Annotated in this window: 26 protein-coding genes; all 26 read left to right on the top strand. The window is 47.8% G+C overall.

What is annotated here, in order from left to right; translation table 11 throughout:
- Positions 1-65 precede the first annotated feature (65 nt).
- Complete coding sequence (locus tag JIG40_RS22880) at positions 66-821, top strand: helix-turn-helix domain-containing protein (RefSeq protein ID WP_238851785.1); 756 nt, start codon at positions 66-68, stop codon at positions 819-821.
- Positions 818-1,546, top strand: coding sequence for an ATP-binding protein (locus tag JIG40_RS13770; RefSeq protein WP_244662678.1), 729 nt, complete (start codon positions 818-820; stop codon positions 1,544-1,546). Before JIG40_RS22880 ends, JIG40_RS13770 begins: the two co-directional genes overlap by 4 nt.
- On the top strand, positions 1,498-2,112 hold the full coding sequence (locus JIG40_RS13765; RefSeq protein ID WP_199465515.1) for an MT-A70 family methyltransferase: 615 nt from the start codon (positions 1,498-1,500) through the stop codon (positions 2,110-2,112). The genes JIG40_RS13770 and JIG40_RS13765 overlap by 49 nt, the downstream gene beginning before the upstream one ends.
- Positions 2,112-2,693: a hypothetical protein gene (locus tag JIG40_RS13760; RefSeq protein WP_199465514.1), complete on the top strand. Its 582-nt coding sequence runs from the start codon at positions 2,112-2,114 to the stop codon at positions 2,691-2,693. The genes JIG40_RS13765 and JIG40_RS13760 overlap by 1 nt, the downstream gene beginning before the upstream one ends.
- Positions 2,694-2,747: 54 nt before the next feature.
- Positions 2,748-3,023 (top strand): hypothetical protein, encoded by a 276-nt coding sequence (locus tag JIG40_RS13755; protein WP_199465513.1) that lies wholly within the window; start codon positions 2,748-2,750, stop codon positions 3,021-3,023.
- Between the two features lie 5 nt (positions 3,024-3,028).
- Complete coding sequence (locus tag JIG40_RS13750; RefSeq protein ID WP_199465512.1) at positions 3,029-3,646, top strand: Shedu anti-phage system protein SduA domain-containing protein; 618 nt, start codon at positions 3,029-3,031, stop codon at positions 3,644-3,646.
- A gap of 282 nt (positions 3,647-3,928) precedes the next feature.
- Positions 3,929-4,477 (top strand): KilA-N domain-containing protein, encoded by a 549-nt coding sequence (locus JIG40_RS13745; protein ID WP_199465511.1) that lies wholly within the window; start codon positions 3,929-3,931, stop codon positions 4,475-4,477.
- A gap of 203 nt (positions 4,478-4,680) precedes the next feature.
- The gene (locus JIG40_RS13740) at positions 4,681-5,976 is read left to right on the top strand and encodes an ATP-binding protein (protein ID WP_199465510.1); all 1,296 of its coding nucleotides are present in this window, start codon (positions 4,681-4,683) and stop codon (positions 5,974-5,976) included.
- Between the two features lie 3 nt (positions 5,977-5,979).
- Positions 5,980-6,660: a hypothetical protein gene (locus JIG40_RS13735; RefSeq protein ID WP_199465509.1), complete on the top strand. Its 681-nt coding sequence runs from the start codon at positions 5,980-5,982 to the stop codon at positions 6,658-6,660.
- A gap of 166 nt (positions 6,661-6,826) precedes the next feature.
- Positions 6,827-7,306: a lysozyme gene (locus JIG40_RS13730; protein WP_348541340.1), complete on the top strand. Its 480-nt coding sequence runs from the start codon at positions 6,827-6,829 to the stop codon at positions 7,304-7,306.
- Positions 7,303-7,782, top strand: coding sequence for a lysis protein (locus JIG40_RS13725; RefSeq protein WP_199465508.1), 480 nt, complete (start codon positions 7,303-7,305; stop codon positions 7,780-7,782). Before JIG40_RS13730 ends, JIG40_RS13725 begins: the two co-directional genes overlap by 4 nt.
- 6 nt (positions 7,783-7,788) lie before the next feature.
- The gene (locus JIG40_RS13720; RefSeq protein WP_038126964.1) at positions 7,789-8,016 is read left to right on the top strand and encodes an HP1 family phage holin; all 228 of its coding nucleotides are present in this window, start codon (positions 7,789-7,791) and stop codon (positions 8,014-8,016) included.
- A gap of 363 nt (positions 8,017-8,379) precedes the next feature.
- Complete coding sequence (locus JIG40_RS13715; RefSeq protein WP_020327561.1) at positions 8,380-8,850, top strand: hypothetical protein; 471 nt, start codon at positions 8,380-8,382, stop codon at positions 8,848-8,850.
- The gene (locus JIG40_RS13710; RefSeq protein ID WP_199465507.1) at positions 8,831-10,921 is read left to right on the top strand and encodes a terminase gpA endonuclease subunit; all 2,091 of its coding nucleotides are present in this window, start codon (positions 8,831-8,833) and stop codon (positions 10,919-10,921) included. The genes JIG40_RS13715 and JIG40_RS13710 overlap by 20 nt, the downstream gene beginning before the upstream one ends.
- Positions 10,918-11,136, top strand: a complete 219-nt coding sequence (locus JIG40_RS13705) for a hypothetical protein (protein ID WP_199465506.1) — start codon at positions 10,918-10,920, stop codon at positions 11,134-11,136. The genes JIG40_RS13710 and JIG40_RS13705 overlap by 4 nt, the downstream gene beginning before the upstream one ends.
- Positions 11,129-12,619, top strand: coding sequence for a phage portal protein (locus JIG40_RS13700; RefSeq protein WP_038126960.1), 1,491 nt, complete (start codon positions 11,129-11,131; stop codon positions 12,617-12,619). The genes JIG40_RS13705 and JIG40_RS13700 overlap by 8 nt, the downstream gene beginning before the upstream one ends.
- Positions 12,612-14,783: a head maturation protease, ClpP-related gene (locus JIG40_RS13695; protein ID WP_199465505.1), complete on the top strand. Its 2,172-nt coding sequence runs from the start codon at positions 12,612-12,614 to the stop codon at positions 14,781-14,783. Before JIG40_RS13700 ends, JIG40_RS13695 begins: the two co-directional genes overlap by 8 nt.
- Before the next feature lie 64 nt (positions 14,784-14,847).
- Positions 14,848-15,186, top strand: coding sequence for a hypothetical protein (locus tag JIG40_RS13690; RefSeq protein WP_199465504.1), 339 nt, complete (start codon positions 14,848-14,850; stop codon positions 15,184-15,186).
- Positions 15,187-15,260: 74 nt separating this feature from the next.
- Positions 15,261-15,530, top strand: coding sequence for a hypothetical protein (locus tag JIG40_RS13685; RefSeq protein ID WP_244662677.1), 270 nt, complete (start codon positions 15,261-15,263; stop codon positions 15,528-15,530).
- Positions 15,502-16,032: a phage tail protein gene (locus JIG40_RS13680; protein WP_199465502.1), complete on the top strand. Its 531-nt coding sequence runs from the start codon at positions 15,502-15,504 to the stop codon at positions 16,030-16,032. Before JIG40_RS13685 ends, JIG40_RS13680 begins: the two co-directional genes overlap by 29 nt.
- Complete coding sequence (locus JIG40_RS13675) at positions 15,998-16,510, top strand: hypothetical protein (RefSeq protein WP_199465501.1); 513 nt, start codon at positions 15,998-16,000, stop codon at positions 16,508-16,510. Before JIG40_RS13680 ends, JIG40_RS13675 begins: the two co-directional genes overlap by 35 nt.
- Positions 16,467-17,168, top strand: coding sequence for a phage baseplate assembly protein V (locus JIG40_RS13670; RefSeq protein ID WP_244662676.1), 702 nt, complete (start codon positions 16,467-16,469; stop codon positions 17,166-17,168). Before JIG40_RS13675 ends, JIG40_RS13670 begins: the two co-directional genes overlap by 44 nt.
- On the top strand, positions 17,165-17,497 hold the full coding sequence (locus JIG40_RS13665) for a phage baseplate protein (protein WP_199465500.1): 333 nt from the start codon (positions 17,165-17,167) through the stop codon (positions 17,495-17,497). The genes JIG40_RS13670 and JIG40_RS13665 overlap by 4 nt, the downstream gene beginning before the upstream one ends.
- Complete coding sequence (locus JIG40_RS13660; protein WP_020327548.1) at positions 17,494-18,474, top strand: baseplate J/gp47 family protein; 981 nt, start codon at positions 17,494-17,496, stop codon at positions 18,472-18,474. The genes JIG40_RS13665 and JIG40_RS13660 overlap by 4 nt, the downstream gene beginning before the upstream one ends.
- A complete protein-coding gene (locus JIG40_RS13655) occupies positions 18,458-19,075 on the top strand; it encodes a phage tail protein I (protein ID WP_199465499.1) in 618 nt (205 codons plus the stop codon). Before JIG40_RS13660 ends, JIG40_RS13655 begins: the two co-directional genes overlap by 17 nt.
- Positions 19,068-20,102: phage tail protein (locus tag JIG40_RS13650; RefSeq protein ID WP_199465498.1), on the top strand; the 1,035-nt coding region annotated here is incomplete at its 3' end. The genes JIG40_RS13655 and JIG40_RS13650, both read left to right, overlap by 8 nt.

The following is a 20,102-nucleotide window of genomic DNA, read 5'->3' as shown; positions in this document are numbered from 1 at the left end:
CGGGTGGTTTCGCGTGATGAAGCGGAATCCATTTTTCATCGGGTTCAGGCTGGGAGAATCGCGGTATGAGTATGTTGCTGACCGCGCAGGCGCTGAAAATCAAAGTGGGGAACGCGGCCAAAAAGTTTGTTCTGGTGAAGCTGGCAGACAACGCAAACGACGATGGTATTTGCTGGCCGTCGTATGAACACATTGCGGAAATGTGCGAAATGAGCCGCAGAACGGTTATCAGACATATCGCAGATCTGGAAGAAATGGGGTTGGTTTCGGTGCGCTCCCGCAAGGGTGCAAAGGGGAACGACAGCAATGTCTATCAGCTTCATTTGAGTGGTGTCAATTTGTCACTACCTAGTGACAAACAACGCACGGAGGTGGTGACACAGGATCACCCCCCTGGTGATCGTATGACACCCGAACCAATCACTGAACCTATCAAAGAACCAGTCATTAAAAACAATGGGGATTCTCACGCGCTTGAGGGCAGCTTGATTCTGGATGGAAGTTACCCCCAATCGCTGAATCTTACCGCTTGGGCCGCATGGCTGGATTACCGCAGAAAAGTTTTAAAGAAACCGTACAAGTCTGAACGGGGAGAGCGGGTCGCGATTTTCAAGCTGATCAAAATCTCGCGTGGCGATTTGGTGGCGCAGCAGAAAATCGTTGATCAATCCATCGACGAAGAGTGGCAGGGGCTGTTTGCGCTTAAGTCGCCAAATCAAGCGACCGCGAAACCGCCAGTAACGCACGTTGAAGAATTTTCCGAACACATGGATACCAGCCAGTTTGATGCGCCGAGCTGGGTAAGGGGAGGTGACCAATGAGTTTTATGCACCGTTTACAGCAGGCCATGCCTGCACACGTGGTTCCGTACACTCGTGAGCAAATGGCTCAGATCCATGATCAGTCTATTCAGCAGACGAGCCAGGAGATCTATGCACACCACCAAAGCTGCAAGGTTCAGGGAGTGCTGGGCCGCAGTGGCATCGGCAAAAAGCATCTCAAGTGCACGTTTGAGAACTACATCACCTCGCATCAGGGGCAGCGTCAGGCATTCAACGTGGCGCGCCGTATGGTGTCGGAATATTTCGATGGTAACCCAATGAACTTTGTGTTCTCTGGCTCTACCGGCACGGGCAAAAATCATCTGGCCTGTGCGATGGCGAACGCGTTGATGGCTCGCAAACAAAACGTTTTGGTGATCACCGTTGCTGAGCTGATGGTGAAGATTCGCGACAAGTACAACAAGCAATCGAACATCACGGAGCTGCAGTTTCTCAAGTATCTTGCGGAGGTGGATTTATTGGTTCTGGATGAAGTGGGCGTGCAGCGTATGAACGATCACGAGGCGATTATGCTCAACACCATTATCGATTCACGCTACACGAACGAGAAACCAACGGGTGTCCTTTCCAATCTGAATACGAACGACCTCACTCAAGTTCTCGGCACCCGGGTGATTGAGCGATTGCTTGAGAATGGCGAGTGGGTGAGCTTCACATGGGAAAGTTACCGCCGCCAGCTGCGCAGCGTGAAGGGGGCCGCATGACACAAGCGCCAAAGAAATATTCAGTGATTTATGCCGACCCGCCATGGGCGTTCAATTCCAAACGTACAGGCGGAAATATGAAAAGCGGCGCCGCGCAAATCTACGATTGCATGACGATTGAAGATCTGAAGGCGCTGCCAGTCAACGACCTCGCCGCGGACGATTGTTTGTTGGTGATGTGGTGGGTTGGGGCCATGCCTCAGGAAGCCATCGATCTGGTTCACGCATGGGGTTTCACGCTTCGCAATATGAACGGGTTTGTGTGGGAAAAACTCACCAAACACCACAACCCGTTCTTTGGTTTGGGGTATTACACCCGCGCAGGCTCCGAATCGGCGATCATCGCGACCAAAGGCAAATTTAAACCGGCATGCCGCAGCGTGCGTGCCGTTCGCCGCGCTCCGGTCGGCAGGCACAGCGAAAAGCCGGATGAGTTTCGTCAGGACATCGTAAAGCTGGCGGGCGATGTTCCTCGCTTAGAAATGTTTGCCAGAACAGCAACGGAAGGTTGGGATGTGTTTGGTAACGAAGTCAGTGATTCAATCGAACTAAGGGAGAGCGCGTGATGCGACCAGAAACGTTGTTGGCGAAATTCAGTTTAAAAGGACTTAACTACGAACAAATGCACAACGGTGGCGGCAAAGGCTTGTTCTCTCTCGATGAACAGCTGGCCATGGTCGGCATCACCTGGAAGCAATCACCGGTTGGCTTTCTCGTGTTGTTTGTGGAAACACAGGGCTGCACGTATTCGCGCAAGGCGCTGGAGAAAGCCGTAATGCTGGAGTGCATCGACAAAACCAGTAACTGGAGAGGCCAGAAAAGCGAAGCGGCGCTGTACGCTTTGGTGAACGCGGCCATTGAAGAAGCCACTCAGCCATTGGGCCGCATTTGCACCAGTTGCGGCGGTACCGGAGTATATAAAACGCCGCGCCGCCAAACCCGGAACTGTGTTCACTGTGAAGATGGCCGTGTGCCGTGGAACCAAGAAACCCGCTTCGCCATGATGTGTTCCACCCAGTTCGCCTGCACCTATTCCATGTTCAAACGCTACCACCCAGTTTTGGAAGAGGTGACCCGCTGGCTTTCAGACAAACGCAACGCCGCCATGCTGGCCTTGATGGAAAGGATTGAGAGGGAAGTGGCTTGAGTAACCGTATAATTAAGTTAACAATGAAAAGTTCAAAGTATTAGGGGGAATATCGTGTCTCAAATCGTAAAAGTGACTCCAAAAGCAATGTCGGCGATGGAATCTATTCCTCGTGATGTGCAAGTCAATGCTCGTCGTGCTGTGGATTGGTTGAAGTCCGATAATGAAAGATCCCTCAAGCCAATATCCTTGTCACCGAGGCAAAGACTATTCCGTAGCGCATTAGGAAAAGGCTACTGGATCGTTTATGCCAAGCAGAATGGCACAACTAGAATTGTCGATATTGTCCAAGAAAAGAAAGTGTCTGAGGTAATGAGGGTCAGCAAATGATCCTAATGAAAAGTGGGCAGTTGGAAGCGAAACAGTGTCGTAAAGAGCTGGATGAGTTTAAAGCGTTGTTAAAGTCAAAACTTGAATTGGGTGAAACAGAGCTACTTCAGTTTTTTAAGCGAAGGGATCAACTTGTATTGCTTATGGGAAGGGTTGTAGGTGTTGATGCCCCAGCAAACTTTAATGAAGAACTGCCTATTCTTGGGAAGTATCGTGCAGATTTTGTTGTAGCCGATAAAAACCTAAAAACCTTTTCGTTTATTGAGTTTGAAAATGCAAAACTCGACTCTATTTTTAATCAGAGAATCAACAAGAAAACGTCTACTTATCCTTGGGCGAGCCGCTTTGAACATGGTTACAGCCAAGTCATCGACTGGTACCTGCACTTAGCTGCTAATGATCACTCTAAGAACATGAAAGCAGAGTTTGGGCATAACACAATCAAGTATTCAGGGGCGCTTATCATAGGCCGCAAAGATGGCTTGAAACTTGGCGACTGTCAGGAAAGATTCGACGGGCGCGTAGAGAGGCTGTTAGTCGATAGCAAGCACATTGTTTGTTATACATTCGATGATTTGTACGAAGCTATGGACGACCAGTTCGCAATACTTTCCCAATTTTAATCCTATTGACAAGCGCCTAACTTCGGGGCTAACCTTTCGGTGCACTGGCAAAATCCAGTGCCCGTGAGATTAGCCTCTCCAGATATAACCCAAAGGCGCATTGTCGCCAGCTTCTTGCTGGTTTTTTTATGCGTGATTTCGCACACCTATAGAATTATGGTGGGCTGGATAGGAGCACTTCGGTGCGCCGCATTCCTTTGGGGCGGTAAGGCTAATCCTGTTCAGTTCACCACCCGATTTTAGCCTTTCGATGGTGAACTCTTTAACCCAAAGGAGTTTCACATGACACATTTATCCATTCTTTCGAAAGAAATCCGTACCTTAAACGGACTTTACTCACTTAATGATCTGCATAAAGCTTCTGGAGGAGACTCCAAACATGCGCCATTTCGTTTTATGCGTAATGAACAGACAAATGAATTAATTAGAGAAATTGAGCGATCACCAGATTTGGAGATCGGCAGTAAGGTCATTAAAGGTGGCAGAACTCAAGGAACTTGGGTATGCAAAGAATTGGTTTACGCCTATGCCATGTGGATCAGTGCAAAATTCCACTTACAAGTGATTCGAGCTTTTGATGCTCAACATACCGAACCGCAAAACGAGATCATGCCAATCATGCCGCCGAGCCGTATGCGTTTGTTGATGAATATGGAAAACGGTCGTGTGGTATCAACACAAGTAGTCCCTGAAGATAGCGTAGTCTTCCGTACAGAGGATATCCCCAAACTCATCAGTGAACCGGGCTACTTTAAAGTAGATGAGTTGCTATCCATCAACCAAGCTATCAATGAGCAGTTGAAGTTATGTGTGAAGAGTGGGTTGATTTAGGGAATGAAGATTTGGTGAGCTGAATGGGAGCACTCCGGTGCGCCGTCTCCTTATGAGCGGTAATGCGAATCCTGTTCAGTTCACCACCTTACTAAGTGTGCTTAAATTTGTTGGCGCATGCCTCCACTATGTATGGTAAGGTGTCGTCAGTTTATACAGTTATGTTCATTTGTGTTTTCAAGTGATTAAGGGCAATTTGCAATATGATCAACACCATTGAAATAAAGAACTTTAAATCTACTTCAAATCTAACGTTAGATTTGGGGAGAGTGAATGTTTTTATTGGTGAAAATGGCTCTGGTAAAAGTACTATTTTAGAAGCTTTAACTATGGCTGGAGCTGCTGAAGCTAACCGTTTAGATGAAGAGTTTCTGGAGTTGAGAGGTATTCGAGTTGCTTCTCCTAAATTAATGCGTTCTGCCTTTAAATCAGATAATTGCGAAGAGTCTATTGAAATATCAGTAATGTCAAAGGTTGATGATCCAGAAGTGGCCCATCTTCATGGTACGGAGATTGAACGGCATTATAGAATGTCGAACGATAACAAGACATTCTCTGAGTGGAAAGTTAAAAAACAAACTGATGTGCAAGGTATGGCCGGTGACCCAGTGAAAAAAACTGATTTTGAAGGATTTGTTTCTTTCCTTGAAATGATGTACACGCTCACTAAAAATGGTATAGATAAAGACACATTATCTAAATTATATAAGTCAGCTAATATTAGCTATGAGATTGGAAGAAATTATTTAGACGAAGAACAAGTGGCGTATTATCTAGAGTCTTATAAAGATATTCATTTATTTGCCAAGTTTTTTAATGATGTATTTGATGATATCAAGAAATTTGCAATATTTTCTCCGCAAGTGGAACAACTCAAAGAGTTAAACCGAGAGAGTAAGTTGAAGCCTTTGGGTATTTATGGTGAAGGACTTTTAACCCTACTCAATGAAATATTCATTAAACAGCCTGAAGCAATTGAAGATATCGAAGAAGGTTTGGAACTTATCGGTTGGTACGAAAATTTTCATATAAATTATGAATCGGAATTTCCTAGTCAGTCACTAATAATCAAAGATACTTATGTAAAGAGTATAAACTTAGAACTGCGTAATGCCAACGAAGGCTTCTTATATATGTTGTTCTACATGGCTCTGTTCGTATCAAAAGATACACCTAAAATATTTGCTATTGATAATATTGATGCAGCACTTAATCCCAAGTTATGTCAGGCACTAATTGAACAGTTAGTTAAGCTGTCTAAGAAATATGACAAGCAAGTATTTTTGACCACTCAGAACCCGGCAGTCCTTGACGGTATAGATTTGGGTGATGATGAGCAGCGTATTTTTGTTGTATCTCGAAATAAGAGAGACGGTTCAACCAAAGCAAAAAGACTAACGATGAAAGATAAACCGAAAGATTCTAACGGTGAACCCATTCGTTTATCTGAAGCGATGCTTCGTGGTTACATTCCTAACGCTCTACCAAAAGGTTTCTAATCAATGGCTGTATTTGGTTTAGCGTGTGAAGGACCCACAGATCAAATCACTTTAGAAAACATCTTGATGGGTGTTTTTGAAGAAATTGATGATAGTGACATCGCTTTTGTTCAACCACACCTTGATAAGTCTGACGCAAATGCAAAAAAAGCAGAAGGTAACTGGCTAAGGCTGATAGCATATCTGGGAACTAAACGCTTTGAAGAAGACCTTGCTGCACACGACTATCTCATCATTCAAATTGATACAGACATAGCTGAACAAGTTCATGCTGACATTGTGATTAAAGATGCTGCTGGCGTACGACTACCAGATGCAACGATTGTCGAAAATGCGGTTAGCCGATTAATTGCTGCGATTAATGCCAACGATCCAAACATGTATGCGAAGTACGAAGATAAACTTATTTTCGCTATCACTATCAACTCCTTAGAGTGTTGGCTAATTAATACATTTATCGATGATGATGCTAAGGTTTGTTTGCATGCAAATAGCTGTTTCGATGATTTAAAAGCATTGCTAAATGACATTGGCGGGCATCCGCACTTGAAGAAACGCCCAGGAGTTTACGATAAAGTATCAAAAATTTATTACGAAACACCAGCAAGCCTTGATGTATTAGCAAGCAGAGATGTGAGCTTCAATATGTTCGTTACAAGACTTAAAGAAGCTGAAATTTCATGATTTAGTGGGTGAGCATTGACATTCACCACTAAATGGAGCAGGATTACCACGCTGCTAAGCCTCACCTAATCGGTGGGGCTTTTGCGTTTCTGGCAATTGCACAATTCTGGAATCCTATTTTTAAGCGCCTTTCGGGGCGCTTTTTTTATGTCTTGGAGGTGAGCGAGTGAGTAAGTTATCTGTCCGTGTTGTGGCGGCAATTTCCACAGCAGCACTCTCTATTGCAAGCGCAATGCTGATGGATTTAGAAGGTGTGCGTTACAAACCTTATTACGATGTCGCAGGTGTACTGACCGTTTGTTACGGGCATACAGGCGATGACATCATCAAAGATAAAACCTATTCCGAAGCAGAGTGTAAGGCACTGCTTGATAAAGACCTCAAATATATTGCAGGGCTTATCGACCCACATATTCAAATCACGGTTTCTGTTACCCAAAGAGCCGCTTTGTATTCTTTTGCATACAACACTGGGGCAGGGGCGTTTATTCGTTCTACCTTACTTAAGAAGTTGAACTTGGGTGATCTCAACGGAGCTTGTGATGAAATGACCCGTTGGGTGTTTGCGGGCGGTCAGCCTTGGAAAGGGTTGATGAACCGGCGCGAAATAGAACAAGCCGTGTGCGGCTATGCGAGAACGGTATGAATGCCAAGTTAATCGGTGTTGTGTTGGTCGCGTTCCTGGTGGCGATGTTCTTTATTCAGAAATCCCGGATTAGCAGCTTAGAGCTGAAGCTGGATGAATCAACGAAGCTTTCTGAATCCCATGCTTCCACTATTGAAACCATGAAGCGGAATAACGCAGAAGTGGCTTTGATATCTGAAACCAAAACCAAGGAACTGAATGATGCTAAAGCGCAAATTGAACGGCTTGAGCGTGATGTGGCTGCTGGTGCTAAGCGGCTGCTCGTCAATGCCCGTTGTCCCGCAGTGTCCGCAAAGCCCGGCGCCGCCAGCATGGATGATGAGCGAACCGCCCAACTTACCGCAAACGCTGAACGAGCTTATTTCCGTCTCCGAAACCAACACGAACTAGTCATTAAGCAGTTAACCGGCTTGCAAGAATATGTAAAAGCGCTGCCTGTTGAATGTGTCGCTCAACCACTCGTTACGGCGAGGTAACCAATGATGAATCAGGCTTCTATGGATAAATCAGTATCAGCTTCTAGCTATGTCGCGAGTGTTTCTACCGCGATTGGTGGCTATTTGTCGCTTTCTAATATTGCTTTGTTAATTGGTGTGCTTTCTACCGTCATTCTGTCTTTTATGCAGTGGCGAATGTACAAGCGGCGAACGGCACAAGATGCTGAGTTCCATGCTGCTCGTATGGAAGCATTGAAAAATAACTCTCTTTGATCGGTTAGCCGATTACATGTCGAATATCGCTGGGTTTTAGCCCGGCTTTCTTTCACCACCAAAAGCAAAAAAGTATCTCTTATTAGAAGTCGTCGAGCTTCTGCAGGCTTAGGCCATTGTGTTACGTGCTTACGGTGGTGGCCCTATTCAATAACCAACGGTTAGCGCGGGTGCCTCGCTGTTTTCTTTGTTAGCTATGACCATGGAGCAATCTGACCGATTGCTTACTCCTTCGTGTGAGCGCAAGTGAAAATTCAATAAGGCACAAGTCAGGTGGGGACACCTCTCATTAACGGCAACGTCAGCCTAAGGCGAACAAGCGGCGTGACCACTCGGAGAGTCGGGATAACCAACGAGGTAATGATGAACAATGAGAAACGCCTCTGGAATCTGACAGAACTGGAATTGTTTGATTACCACAGGTCAACGATCCGAAAAAAATTGAAAGCGGCAGGTATCGAGCCTGTTGCCTTTAAAGGTTCAACGCCACTCTACGATGTGGTGCAGGTTGCGCCTTATCTCACGCAAGCACCAGTGAAAGAAAGTGATGCGCCTGATTTGATGGGGTTCAAAACGGCTGCTGAGTTTCGCGCTTACATTCAGGCGCAAGGCGAAAAGCTCAAGTTTATGAAAGACACCGAAGAGGTGGTCGATGTTACCGATTTTGAAAGTGAGCTGGGGCGCTGTATCACGGCCATTAAGGGTTTTAAAACAACGGCGATTACTCGTGTAGAAACAGCAGTTTCAACGATTACCCCGCAGCAGCTTGAAGAGTTGGAAAGGCTATTTAATTTTGATCTACAGGCGGTGACTGATGAGCTTGAACAAGTTTGATGATTGCTTAGGCGTTAAGTTTGCTGATGCGGCTTCCATTCGCAGAAAGCTGGCCTACCTTTGTCGTCCAGAAGATAAAACCCCAGTAGAAGCTGCCGATGATGAGTTGTGGATCTCTAACGGTACGGACGTCACCAAGTTCTTATCGTCTCAAGTGCCATATATGCGAGAGCCAATGAACAGCTTGCCGCGTCGAATCTATGACGTTGTCGCGTTAATGGGGCCAGCACGTAGCGGCAAAACAAAAGCATTGGTTGAAGGGTGGATTAACTACGCTCTCACCCAATCACCGGGTGATATGTTGCTGATCTACTCTACGAAAAAGAAAGCAGAAAGCATGGCGAAAAAAGACCTTGCACGTTGCTTTTCAGCGACAAAAGGGATCGCCAAGCTCAGAACCGGCAGAAAGTCAGACGATACGCTGACGTACAAACACTTCCTGAATGGAATGAATCTCAACTTGGATTCGGCTACCGAAACCAGTCTGTCGGCAGAAACTTATCGCTATGTCGCGTGTTCTGACTATGACCGTGATGATGATGGAATCGGGCAGGAAGGGGATAAATTCTCCCTAATGCGAAAGCGTGTTCAAAATGCAAAATCGTCGGGTATGGCGATGGCAGAAAGTTCTCCTGGTCGTTTGGTTCGAAACCCGTTACCAGAAGAAAAGTTAGGAGCGCACGAAGCGCAGCCATGTGGGGGAATCGCAGAAATCTACAACCAAGGTGACAGACGTCGATTTTATTGGTTGTGTGATGATTGTGAACACTGGTTTATGCCTGTGTTTGAGGTGCTGCATTGGGATGACTCGCTTGATAACGATATCGAGATGTCTAAAACGGCCCACGTTAAGTGTCCACGTTGCACGCACATCATCGGCGAAAATCAGAAACAGGCCAAGAACTTGGAAGGTCGATGGTTCCGCGAAGGCGCAATTGATCAGTACGGTGAAGAAGTCGTCGATGAAAGCCACATAAGGCAGTCGAAATGGGCAACCTTTTGGTTTGAAGGCGTGGCGGCAACTTATCAAAGTTGGGACGAGTTAGTTCGCCTCTATTTGGCGGCTCAACGACAGTTTCATACGACGGGTGATGAGAACAAGCTGATGTCGTTTTACAACGTTGATATTGGCAGACCGTACATTCTTCAAACTCAAAGCAACGATATTGGCGCCCATGAGCTGATGGAAAAAGCGGTGGACTATCCGCGCGGCGTTGTTCCTGCAGATGGTCGTTTCCTCGTTATGAGCATCGACGTTCAGGGCGGTAGCAAAAATGCGCGCTTTGTTGTTCAGGCTCAGGTGTTTGGTGTCGGCCTGCAACGTTGGGTGATTGACCGCTTTGAAATTCTGACCAACCCAAACCGCAATAACGAACGTGTGAACCCGGCGGTGTATTCCGAAGACTGGGATTTGCTGATTGAACAGGTGATCAAGAAAACGTATCCGCTAGCCGATGGTACAGGGCGCGTGATGAAACCCGTTCTTACCTTGTGTGACTCTGGCGGATCGAGTGGCGAAAAAGACGGTAAGAAAACCTCAGTCACAGACTTTGCTTACCAGTTCTACAACCGCTTAAAGCCAAAAGGTTTATCGCATTTGTTCCGTTTGGTGAAAGGGGCAAGCCGCGATATGGATTCGCTGGTGAAAGAAAGCCACCCTGACAAGCGAAGCAAATTGGCGCACGGTGAAATTCCTTTGTTACTTCTGCATACCAATCGGTTGAAAAACCGAGTGGCGGCGAGCTATTCCCGTTTGGAATTCGGCTCTCGGTACTTTCATTTGCCCAAATGGGCCAAGCGTGAGTGGTACGAAGAACTGACCGCGGAGTACATCGACGATAAAGGTAACTGGGTTTGCCCGCCGAATACTTCTAACGAAACGCTCGATCTGTGCAGTTATGCCGAAGCAGGCATGCACCAGTTAGGTGGCGACACGATTAACTGGGACAACCCGCCACTATGGGCGACACACTGGCAGCTCAACAGCAATGTTGTTGATGCCGACGTCACGCCTGAGTTCGAGCGTAAACCTAAGCGACGATACAACCATTCAAAAGGCATTTTCGGATGACAGCATTACCCACCAATCGTGAGCGCCTTACCTGGTATATCGAGGCAGAGCAGAAGATCTTAAAGCAGCAGGAAGTGGTCACCGCCGAAGGTGAGCGTTTGACACTGGCGAGCCTTTCTACCGTCCGAGCGGAAATTCAACGCTTGAGCACGTTGATTGCGTTGGAAGTGAATGGCGGGCGGCGAAGAATGATTAGGAGAAACTACCTTGAATAGACGGTTAAACCTAGTCGACAGAGTCGTGGCAGTATTTAGCCCTGAGAAGGGATTAAAACGACTCTATGACCGATCACTTCTTAACAAATACACCGCAGCTCTTCCTCAAGATCCCAAAACGAAGCAAAAGCGTCAATTCTCTAAATCATCACCAAACGAGCTGAACAAAGGCGCGAAATCCATTTACGAACGTGCCCGACATGGCGATGAAAACAATCCGTTTGTGACGGCAATTCTCGACGAACTGTGCGCCAACGTTGTGGGGCCGAACGGGATTATGGTGGAGCCGCAGCCGCTCACTCATCAAGGTGAAGTCCACATTGAATTTGCGCAGGCCATCGCCAAGTGGTGGGAACTGCATTCGCTGGCGCAAAATATTGATAAGGAAACGTCGCGCAGCGAAACCGAATGGTTGGCGTGCCGCACCTGGTTGCGTGATGGGGAAGTGTTCGGGCGCATGTATATGGGGAAGCATCCCGAGCTTATCTACCCATCAACAACTCCATTTGCGATTCAGGCGTTTGAGCCGCAATACGTCCCCCGCCACATTACGGAACCTGAAGGCGGTTTGATGGAGGGGATTAAGCGCAATGTGTTAGGGCAAGCGGTCAGCTATCTGATTCAGAAAGATGCGAATGGTTTTGCATTCACGGAGGTGGACGCTGAGTTTATTTGTCACCTCAAATTCACGCGCAGGCTTCATCAGAACCGTGGGGTTTCCATTCTTCATTCGGTGTTGGATTTAATCGGCCGTTTGGAAAGTTACGATCAGTCTGAAATGGTGAGTGCCGAAATCGCTTCCCGTTTTGCTTATTACATCAAGCGTGAAGTGAATGTGGGTGACAACGAGTTTGAACGCAGTGATGACATCTTTTTGGGGATGGGCAACTCGTTTGAACTGGCGCCCGGTGAAGATGCCGGTGTGGTGGAATCGAACCGTAAAGAGTCGATGAGTAATCCATTCCGCAGCTCACAGCAAAAGCTGGTCAGCAGCGCTGTCGGGGTGAATAACTCATCGGTAACCCGTAACTATGACGGTGCATATTCTTCGAATCGTCAGGAATTGGTGGATTCATACGCCCGGTATCGAGTGTTGCAACGCAAGTTTGTACTGAGCTGGACCCGTCCGCAGTATCGTCGTGCATTGGCGATGGCGCTTATCAGCGGCGAGTTGAAGCTGCCGCCGGATGTCGACGCAAACAGCCTCTTTAACGCGATTTATCAGGCTCCGGTGATGCCCTGGATTGATCCGAAGAAAGAGATGGAAGGGATTGAGAAAGGGACTCGCCTGAGCTTGTTTTCGCTCAGTCAGGCTCAGCGTGAACGCAACATTAACCCGCTTTCTACCCGCAAAGAAATTCAGGCAGAGCGCAAGCAGCTTAATGACATGGGCATCGTCAGTACCGCTGACCCGGCTCACAACATTGCGTCTGCCGATACGATCACCACCAACAAAGACGGCGAGGGAACACTCGATGCCTAAACCAACTGATAAACGCTGGTACACGTTAACCAACGAAGCCGAAGACAAGCCAGCGCAACTCTACATTCACGGCATTATTGGTAGTTACGACATTGCTGCCCTTGATCTTGTCGCTGCGCTGCAGGCCATTGGGAATAAGGACATCAAAGTTCATATTCATACCCGCGGTGGTGGCGTGTACGAAGGCATTGCCATTCATAACGCGCTGAAAGCTCATAAGGGCAAAACAACGGGTGTGGTGGATGGACTTGTGGCGTCTATCGGCACTTATGTTCTGAGTGCTTGTGATGTGCGCCAAATGCCAGCCAATACCACGATGATGATTCACAACCCACAAATTGGTGCGTGGGGGGAAGACGAAGATTTAGAAGCTGCGCTGCAGCAGTGGAATAACTCGCGAGATCTCATCTCTCAGGAATACGTTGATCGCGCTGATGGCAAGAAAACGTTAGATGACTTTTTAGAAGCCATGAAGAAGGAAACGTGGTTCACCGCAGAAAAAGCCCTTGAATGGGGGCTGGTTGATGAAGTGGTCGACCCTGTCGATCTCACCAACTGCTTCAGTGAAGAAGATATTCAGGAAATATCGAACTTCAAAAATGTCCCCGATTCACTGATCAACGGTTTGAATGTGAAGCCAGATAAAGACGGTGAAGACAAACAGCAACAGGCGGCAGACGCCGACCCTAATCATTTACAAAACCATTTAGACGAACAGGTAAGCGATATGCCGAAACCACTAACCCCTGAAGAACTGCAAAATGCAGTGAAAGCAGAAGCTAAACGCCAGCAGGATATTCGCGCTTTGTGCGCAAAGCATAACGTGGGCGACGAGCTGACGAACCAATTGCTTGGTGATACGGAATGTACCGTAGAACAAGCGTCCTCTAAGATTCTACAAAACATGGGTAACGAGAAAGAAAACCTGCGTAACCTATGCAAAAGCTTGAACCTGAGTGATGAGCTGACGAATCAGGTTCTGAGCAACCCGAACATTACCATTGAAACTGCCAGCGAGCAGTTGCTGAATGTGCTGGGCGATCAAAGCAGTGCGGGTACTAAAGCGAATCTTACCGCTACTCACCTGCGTTTGGGCAACGGTGACCACGTCAAAGATGAACTGCAGAATGCACTGAATGCCCGGGCAGGTGTTGGCGAGCTGGAAAAAGACAACAGCTTTGGCCATGAATCGTTACTGAACATGGCGCGTGCTGCATTGGGTGTGAACGCGGGATCTGCCATGAGCAAAAATGAGCTGGTCAACCGCGCGTTTAACTCAGGTGATTTCGGCGACATCATTACCGAGAGTATTCGCACCGTAATGCGCGACGAAGCCAAAGTGCGTGCGCCATTGTGGAAAGAACTGGCGAATACCGAAAACCTCAGTGATTTCCGAGAAACGGAATTGGTGATGGTGAATGACTCGCCGGACCTAATGTCGATTGGTGAGGATGGTGAATACAAAGCGGCAATCTTAAAAGGCAGCGGCGAGCGCATTCAGTTGGCAACCTTTGGCCGTGCGATTCAGTTTACCCGTCAGGCCATCATCAATGACGAAATCGGTTTGATCGCCAAAGTGCCACGTAAGTTCATGCAGGCAGGTTACCGCCTGTCGGACAAGCTGATGTTTAACGCTATCCTGAGCGGCAAGATGGGTGATGGTAAAGATATCTTCTTAGCTCCACCCAGCGCCGATAAGTGGGGCAACTTAAAAACAGGTGTTGCCGCGGGTGATTATCAGGCTTTGATCATGGCGTTGCACAAAATTTTCGCGACAGCCACCTCTGTTCCTTTTGATGGTTCAAAAGATGGCGGTGGTGATGCGTTGGACCTGCGTGGTGAATTCCTGATTGCCAGCCCCGATCATGCTTCTATGTTGGAAGCCGTGTTGAATACGGCATCTAAACCGGACAGCTTCAACCCTGCCTATAAGAAGTTCAACAAGGTAATTGAGACCGCCCGTGTTGCTGACATTAAAGGTGCGATTGGTTTAACGGCGAAAGACTTCGACACGGTGGTGATGGGCTTCCTTGATGGTCAGCAAGACCCGTGGTTGGAAACAGGCGACGGCTGGACCAGTGACGGTGCGAAGTTCCGCATTACTTACGACATTACGTCGAAAGTGTTGGATCGCCGTGGCATTGCGAAAGCGACATTTGCGTAACCTGGTATAGGTTACTTGGTTGATATGGGTGAGCAGATGCTCGCCCTTTTTTATGGTGAAAACTATGCGTTATAGCGATGGTAAAAAAATTGCGGTAGTCGCTCCAGCTGGCGGTTTGGTGAAAGATGTTCCTGCTCTGGTTGGTGCTTTGGTGGTCGTGCCCACTCAATCGGTAGAAGTTGGCGTGACGGTGACGTGTCATATTGATGGCCATTTTGATGGGCCAATCAAAGAGGGTGATGCTCCGGCCTTCACTTGTGAAGCCGCGTACTACGAAGCGAGTGAATTCACGAAAACTAAGCCAACTGCAGAAGGTGCTGTTGCACAAGCTGTTGGCGTGTTCATGGATGGCGGTGTGTTGCTGCTTGGTGATGTGATCACCGAGTTCGTGCCTGCCCCTTAAACATGAGTAGCTTATTTGAATCTGCCCGAGGGTTACTTCGGGCATCTATCGCGGATTGCTTTGGCTATCCCATTTTGATAACCACTTTAGAAGGCGATCAGCGAGAGATAAACGGTTACATCAAACAAGCGAAGCGCGGTGAGCATGTGGTTCATCGATTATTGACCAATGAATCGTTGCCAGAAGAGTGCAGTACCACATACGAAGGTAACGGCTATATTTTGGTTTACAAGTTGCCCGTTACTGGGAATGGTACTGACAGCCAGATCACCCGTGAATACGTGATGATTCGAAAAGGTAATGGAGCGCGTGCAGATGGCTGGTCGGAGTATGCTAACCAATAACAACCGAATGTTGCTGGATACCGATTTTATTCGCAGATATGAAGCGTTTGGAAAAGAGGTTCCTAAGGCTGTACAGCGAGCTGCTACCTTAACCAATCGATGGTTAAGAACAGTGACGATGGCAGAGCTCGGTTATGAACTTCATATTGATAACAAGGCCCTGCAATCACGTTTTCGTACCTATAAGAACGGCAAGATTTCTAAGCTCTGGATAGGAGTAAACGAGATTGGAGTTCACCGCACAGGTAAACCTATTCAAAACAAGTTAGGTGTTCGGGTGGGCAGTGAGTTCTATGAAGGCGCGTTTATTTCACAGATGCGAAGTGATCAGCCTTTGGTGTTTCGCAGAACAGGCAAAGCGCGCAGCAGTATTGAAATGGTGACGGTGGACATTTCCGAAGATACCGAAAACATCATCAATAACTACCTACCTGACATTAACCGCAAGTTTGAGGATTTCTTCCATCGTGAGTTCAGAAACGTTCTTTCGCGCGCCGCGTGAGTGGGTCGCTAAGGTCATCGAACACCTTGAGCAGGCGCTCAGTATCGAGATTGGTTCTACTTATGTGCGAAGCCCGCGCCCACTGGAAGATACGAGGATCAGCTATGTCGTTGGTGAAGTTGAACCGATAAATGAATATTCCAACGATGGCCGAAAAGCTCACGATATAGAGCTCCGTTTTCTGATTGAAGTGCCTACCAACAGAAGCGGCTTTGATCTTGAGGCGTTGGATGCTTCGACACGCCTTGAACGCGAGCTGCTTAAGCAACGTTTCGGTGCTTATGAAGACGTGGAAGATGCTGAAATTGTGTCTAATCTTCCCAGCCGCTTTGATCCTCAGATGGGGGTGCTGACTCGAACGTTGACCATGCGCCAGCGTGTTCGTATGGGGCCAGTTGAAGAAACCTACTTGGACATTGACGGGACGGAACTGGATGGAATTACTCAAGCGAATGGCAGCACTGCAGAAGCAGGTTGAATGGTTGACTGAAGAGTTGGCGAGTACCAACCGCCGATTGGAGAACATCATTCGATTAGGAACGGTCGCACAGGCCAATGCTGATACTGTTGATGTTCAGACTGGAGCGAACCTGGCAAAAGGCGCTCCTTTTTTTGTACCTGCAGCAGGGCGGGTAAAACACTACCGCCGCCCTAGTGTGGGTGAGCAGTGCATTCTGATTAACCTCGGAAGTGGCGATAACCTGAATAATGCCGTGGCGTTGATGGGGCTGCGTTCCAACCTGTATCCGTTTCCTACGCTCAAAGAAAACGAAGTGATGACCGATTACGGTGGCGGCATGAAAGAGGTTTATGACCTCGATGCTGGCTCTATGACTTGTGACTACCCGGGCGGCATGTTCTTGACTGCTGACTTAACTCATATCGGTAATCAGGAACATACAGGTAATACCAATCGAACCGGCGACAGCATTTTCACGGGCAGCTTCATTAATACGGGCATGTTCAACCATCAGGGGGCGTTTGCAGTTTCTGGTGGAGTTGGCGGTGGGGCTGCGATATTCGAAGGCGGCATGAACATTACGAACGGCGATGTGGTTGTGGATGGCTACAGTGTGAAACTTCACTTCCATTACGACGATGAGAACCGCCCAACCAGTCAGGCGATGATGTCATGATAGCGATTAACCAAGACACCGGACTTACGGTAACCGGCATTGATGCACTGACATGCCGAATCAGGCGAGTGTTAACCACTCAAGTGACTTCACGCATTAAGCGCAGAACCTTCGGTAATCGGGCTGTTGGCCGTTTGGGAAAGAATCAAAGCCCTGCTGAAGCGATGATCATCCAGAACCTTTCCATTGAAGCACTCACCAATGAGCAAAATGGCCTGACAGGGCTTACTGTTAGCCAGTGTCAGGCCGTTGCCACGGCAACAGGTTTTGCCGTGGCTGTGGTCGGTAGTTGGCAAGGTGAGCAAGTAACCACGAGCGTACCTTTATGACGACTAAGCCTCAGGCATTTTTGGAACCGGATTTTGAAACACTGCTCGCGGAGTACGTTGACTATGCCGTGACTTATTGCGCGGATAGCGACGAAGAGAAAGCTGAATATTTACAGGAAGCTCTCACCAATGACAGCGAGCTTTTAGCTCAAGTGCTTCAAGCACTGATCTTGAAATACATTGCCGACACTCGTGAGAAAAACTACTGGGCGCTACAGATGTTTCGCAAGTATGTCACCGAGTCTGACATGGTGGATTTGCTGGCACTGCAGTACAGCTTGAAACGTCAAACGCTAAAAGCTGCGGATACCTCGGTATTTCCGCCCAAAGCGGCGGTGATGGAATCCGATGAAGATTTGCTAAGACGTTTCGATTTGGCTGCGTATCAGTTTCACACCACGGGAACGCGCTTAGGCTATAAGTTCCATGCTTTGACTTTGGACGAGCGGCCGACGATCACGGTTGACTCGGAAGATGGCGCGGTCGTTGTCCGTTATACCTTCCCGGAAGACACGAAAACGGCTCTGGTTAAAGACGCAGCAGCACGCATGACCGCAGCGAATTCAGGCAAAGTGAGTGTTGCCATTCTCAGCCGTGAAAGTGAAGACGGTACACCGAGTTCCGAGTTAATTGCCCGGGCTCAGAAGTATTTAAACCGTGATGACATTGCTCAGGAGAGCGATGAAGTTACGGTGAAAGCGGCAACAATTAAGCCGTACGTGATTGAAGTCGACTTGTATACAGGCGCGAACCCAAACAACCATGTGACTGAAGCTGTTGCGGTTGCTGCGGGTGAAGGCTTTGCCGAGCGCAAGCACCGGTTTGAAGAAGTAATTGACCGCGAAGAAATCGGGCATGAGTTTTATGAACTAGGTGTTAAGCGCGTGAAGGTGTTGCAACCGGCTGAAGATGTCGTGTGCGCTTGGGATGAAGCGCCACACTGCGCGGAGGTGATTGTTAATGTCCGAGCAGAATAACGGCTTTGTTAGTGCTCAGCCTGAAAGTCGAACCCTTATTGAAGAAGCACTGGAATATGCCTGGGATCAGGTTCTGGCGCATCAAGCGAACCCTTACCCTGATCTGAAAAATCCTGAGTTAACCCCTGATGAGTTTGTGGTACTGCTCGCTGCAGAACGTGGTGTAGCGGACTGGCAACCGAGTGATTCAAAAGCCCAGCAGCGTAAGACAACCGCGAATGCATTTGCCATTCACAGCAAAGCAGGCACTCGATACGGGCTTAAAAGGGCACTGGAAGCATTGGGGTTTACTTCTTCGGTCGTGCGTGGCGAACAACCCTATTCGATAAGTGTTGAAGGTAGGCTGGACGAACAGCCATTAACCGCTGAAATCTCTCAGCGTATTAACTCGCGTGTGATGACTTACAAGTCCGAGCGAGACACATCAAACATTACGCTATCAAGGCGGCATGGTGCGAAGAAGTATCGCGGTTTACTACTACAAAGTTCTCGCATCATTCGCGTTATCGCCGCTGAACCCGTTCCTCCACTTTATGTAATGGACAACACCAGAGCCGTTGCACTTTATTCCGTAAAATCAGTGAGAATTAAACATGGCTGATGAAAATACAGATTTACGCTGTTACTTAACCAACGCTGGCATTGCGGCAGAAAACAATTCGATTCAACTTAACCGAAGTTTAAACGTCACTGAAATGGTGTTTGGGAGTGGTTTTCTTGCGGATGAGAAAGACCCGCGTGAACAAACGGCCATGATCAAAGAGGAGTATGCCGTTCCTTGCGCACTGCTGTTTGATGAAGACACTCCGACACTACTGGTGTTCAAAGGTGATTTACCTGCAGATGTGGGCGGCTTTTATATCAATGAGGTGGGCATTCGATTAGAAGACGGTACCATCTACGGTTATGCCCGTGGTAAAGGGGATTACAAGCCAACCTTAGAGCAGGGGGCTACAGATTCAGTGCGTTATGCAGTGGAGATGTATTCCTCCAATGCGGACAATGTTGTAGCGAAAATTGATCTGTCGAGTGTATATGCGGACTATGAAGATATTGAAGCTACCAAGAAATATGCGGACGACAAAGATGCTGCTCACGTTGGCATCTCTCAATTCCTCCCATACAACTCAACACGCATCTACACGGTAGGCGAGGTCTGTTATACCAAAGACGAAAACGGAAAAGTCAACTATTGGGAGTGGTACTCCAATGTTGAGTCATTAGCGGGTAAAGACCCATTAAACACAGCAAATCGTCAAACGGGTTGGATTGATGAAACCAAGCCGTTTTACTGGACACCGTTTAAGAAATCTCGCACAGGTTCAACCCAATGGCCGTGGATGAGTATGACATTTCCAGAAGGCACTTTGAACGTACTTGGCAACTCAGTACCAACCGCTGTTTTTTGGCGACTTGCTGAAGCTCTACCAGAGTTCGTAAACGCTGGAACAGGAATGATTGATTTTCCTGAAACGGGAGGTGAGTTTTTCCGTGTGCTTGACCAAGGGCGTGGGATTGATTCAGGACGAGCATTTAGCAGTGTTCAGCTTGATGCATTTCAAGGACATTCGAGAATTTTAAGACGTAGCGGCGGCGGTTCAGATACAGTGCATGGTCAGGTTGGTGTG

The sequence above is a fragment of the Vibrio sp. bablab_jr001 genome (genome assembly GCF_016464285.1).
In the GTDB taxonomy this organism is placed as follows: Bacteria; Pseudomonadota; Gammaproteobacteria; order Enterobacterales; family Vibrionaceae; genus Vibrio; species Vibrio fluvialis.
This window is presented reverse-complemented; position numbering and strand designations above follow the sequence as displayed.